This is a genomic window from Halomonas sp. ND22Bw (genome assembly GCF_003011945.1).
GTDB classification, from domain to species: Bacteria; Pseudomonadota; Gammaproteobacteria; order Pseudomonadales; family Halomonadaceae; genus Halomonas; species Halomonas halophila.
In genome coordinates this window covers 1-258 of the sequence record NZ_PXWD01001220.1, presented here as the reverse complement: position 1 = coordinate 258, position 258 = coordinate 1, and the positions used below count along the sequence as shown (strand labels likewise).

Here is a 258-nt window from a genome sequence, read left to right as displayed (position 1 = left end):
AAGGCATGCCCCTACTTGCAATTTAAACCACCAGCCGGTCAAACTCCACAAGCCTCTATTTGAAGCAAACCCACCATCGGCATGTTCATCACTCCATCTCAGCCGAGCCCCTAATTGCAGCAACAAATTATCAGCCGGTTCCATTGGCAACGTCTCAGCCGAGCCTCGTTGCAAATGGAGGTTCAGTAATTTCTCAAATTCGGAGGATATTCGAGAAACACCATAGCCAATTTTCCCTTCCCATATGTCCCCTAACAA

1 protein-coding gene is annotated in these 258 nt (G+C 47.7%); it reads right to left on the bottom strand.

Going from position 1 to position 258, the window contains the following annotated elements; genetic code table 11:
• On the bottom strand, positions 1–258 hold a 258-nt coding region (locus tag CVH10_RS26980), incomplete at both ends, for a hypothetical protein (protein WP_219924993.1).